Below are 2,642 nucleotides of genomic sequence, written 5' to 3' on the forward strand. Positions count from 1 at the left end.
GTAAGCGTCAAAGCATTCACACGTTGATTACTTTCATGGTCATATTTGAGGCAACAGAAAAGCCGTACCCTTCCGGGACGGCTTTTCTCTAATGCTTGTTCACTTTTTCAATTCGACAGTGATTAGGTATTTGTTTAGACCACGGAAGAAACTGATCTAGGTTCTGCTGGTCAGACAGATTTGTGTTTGGCATTTTTTCAAATAAATAAGTGAGATATTCAAACGGTTTTAGCTCATTTTCTTTAGCTGATTCGATCACACTGTAAATAAGTGCGCTGGTATCTGCGCCTTTCATCGAATTCGAAAACAACCAGTTTTTTCGGCCGATCACAAAAGGTTTGATACTACGTTCAGCTAAATTATTATCAATTTCAAGTCGACCATCTGAAAAGGGGGTAAGCAAAGCATCCTTTTGATTGAGTGAGTATACAATGGCTTCGCCCAAAGGGCTTTTTGGCAACACAGTTGGACGAATTTTTTTCAGCCACTCGAAGTAAGCCTCCACAATTGGCAGGCTTTTTTCTTTTCGAACCTGGTGACATTCTTCGCTATTTAAGTTCAACTCCCGTATTTCTTTCTCAATCTTATACAGCTGCCCGATTTTTTGAACTGCCTGTTCAGGGAGGTTTAACAGTTCCCCCTTTTTCTTTGGGGCACTCTTGGCAGCTTTAACAAAATACCTTCGTGCATGCGCCCAACAACCAGACAGTTTCACGTTCGCCACTTTGTGATAACCTGCATAGCCATCCACGTGAAGGAATCCTTTGAAGTCTTGAAGAAACTCCTTCGGATGTTTTCCGGCACGAGTGGTTTTATAATCATAGATCGCGCATGGAAAAGAAGTCTGGCCAGTCCGATAGAGCCACATGTAAGAAGTTGATGAAGCTGCCCGTCCTTCTTCGTTCAGCACTTGAACAGACGTTTCATCTGCATGTAAGACAGCTTCCTTCATCATTTTAGCCTTCATCTGTGCCACCAATGGCGATAACCATTGATCAGCCCCATAAACTGCCCAGTTCGCCATTGTCTGTCTTGAAAGAGGAATTCCCTGTTGTTTAAAAAGTTGTTCCTGACGGTACAACGGGAGACCAGACTGATATTTTTGGGTCAGTACATAGGCCATCGATGAAGCAGAGGCCATGCTTTTTGGGTAGACTGATGCCGGTTTTGACGCTTTGATGATAGGTGTTTCAATACCGGATTCCTGACACTGACGGCAAGCATATACTTCCTGGACGTGTTCAATAACTTTGACACTGGCCGGAATAATCTCAAGTGTGCGGTTTGTTTCTGTTGTCATGATGTGTAAATCATGCCCACAGCTTTCGCAATTCTGTTTAGTTTCAGGTAAATGATAAGTGACTTTTTCAACCGGAAGGTTCGGTTCATGTGATGAACGATTCCGCTTGGTTTTTTGAGTACTTGAAACGAGATCACTATCGTTTAACTGTGGTTCTTCATGTGCTAAATCTTGAGTAATTTCTACTTCATTAAAAAGTGGAAGTTCAGTCTGACCATCGGAGGTATTCATCTTTTCACTGGAACGGCCGAATTTCTCGGTCTGAAGCTGTTTGAATTGCCCTTCATACCAAGAGACAAGAGCTTCGAGCTCTTCGTTGCGCTTTTCCAGTTCATGAATGCGGTCATTATTTGAAGTTTTAGGATGAGAAGGTGTCGTTTGTTTTTTCATACCCCTAGGGTACGACACCTTCGGTCTGAGGTCTACCCCTTATATAACTTTCATGCCGGAAAGTTTCGGATGAACTTTTCCATCTTCAATCGTTAGTCCTTCTAACAACCACTTTAACTGTTTAGGGTTCAGAGAAGTGGTTTCATCTTCACGCCCTTCGGGCCAACGGAATCGGCCATTTTCAAGTCTGCGATAATACAGCCAAAAACCATTGTGCTCCCAATGTAGAATCTTCACTTTATCTCGTTCACGGTTACAAAACAAAAAGATATCTGAAGAACATGGATCTAATTCAAATGTTTCCTGTACGATGGCGGCAAGACCATCAATGGATAATCGCATATCTGTCACGCCTTGAGCGAGGTAAATGTTGCGTATAGATTCCGGTTGAAGAATCATGGCGTGATCACCTCCAGCAATTCGGTTAATAATTCTTTATCAAATCCCGGAGGGATCACAACTTTATATGGTCCTACGTGCAAGTCGAGCTTCGTAGTAGGGGCTTGCATATTAATTTTTGCCCATCCAGTTGGACGTTCCTGTTGAATATCCTCTGGCCGGTAAGTGAGTCTGAAATAATGAAGCTGACTGTACGTGACTTCATCCTGGGTCTCGCAAAACGCTTTTAATGATAAGTCACTTTCACGCCACTCTTCATAGATACGCGACATCTTTTCTACGTATCCACTTGGCACATGATTTGAGGTTTCTTTTACATCCATTCAATAACCACACCTTCCATATAACCAATGTGTTCATATGATGAGAGGCAGTCGGTGTACCTTTCGAAGAAAGGAGCATTTCATCTGGCTTAAGATCCATTTGAAATGTCTAAATGATGAGGACGTGGAAAGATTCGTAGCTTGATTGAACACGTTGGTTACATATTTGATTTCCTTCATTTTGTCACGGAAGGCTAGACAACAGAAGGTGTGGTTCGTTTGACGCTTAC

3 protein-coding genes are annotated in these 2,642 nt (G+C 42.4%); all 3 read right to left on the reverse strand.

From position 1 onward, the window contains the following. Window positions 1–88 precede the first annotated feature (88 nt). From tnpC to tnpA, 3 genes are read right to left on the reverse strand one after another with little or no spacing between them, the layout of a single operon-like run. Window positions 89–1,690, reverse strand: a complete 1,602-nt coding sequence (gene tnpC, locus JOD21_RS19145; RefSeq protein WP_204731096.1) for an IS66 family transposase — start codon at window positions 1,688–1,690, stop codon at window positions 89–91. Between the two features lie 39 nt (window positions 1,691–1,729). Then, the gene (gene tnpB, locus JOD21_RS19150) at window positions 1,730–2,089 is read right to left on the reverse strand and encodes an IS66 family insertion sequence element accessory protein TnpB (protein ID WP_204731097.1); all 360 of its coding nucleotides are present in this window, start codon (window positions 2,087–2,089) and stop codon (window positions 1,730–1,732) included. Further along, entirely contained in the window at window positions 2,086–2,412 is a 327-nt protein-coding gene (gene tnpA / locus JOD21_RS19155) for an IS66 family insertion sequence element accessory protein TnpA (protein WP_204731098.1), read from the reverse strand. The genes tnpB and tnpA overlap by 4 nt, the downstream gene beginning before the upstream one ends. Between the last annotated feature and the right edge of the window lie 230 nt (window positions 2,413–2,642).

This window comes from Jeotgalibacillus terrae, assembly GCF_016908195.1.
GTDB classification, from domain to species: Bacteria; Bacillota; Bacilli; order Bacillales; family Jeotgalibacillaceae; genus Jeotgalibacillus; species Jeotgalibacillus terrae.

Coding starts and splice junctions, on each gene's coding strand:
- tnpC (WP_204731096.1), bottom strand. CDS start 1,690: ATGAAAAAACAAACGACACCTTCTCATCCTAAAACTTCAAATAATGAC.
- tnpB (WP_204731097.1), bottom strand. CDS start 2,089: ATGATTCTTCAACCGGAATCTATACGCAACATTTACCTCGCTCAAGGC.
- tnpA (WP_204731098.1), bottom strand. CDS start 2,412: ATGGATGTAAAAGAAACCTCAAATCATGTGCCAAGTGGATACGTAGAA.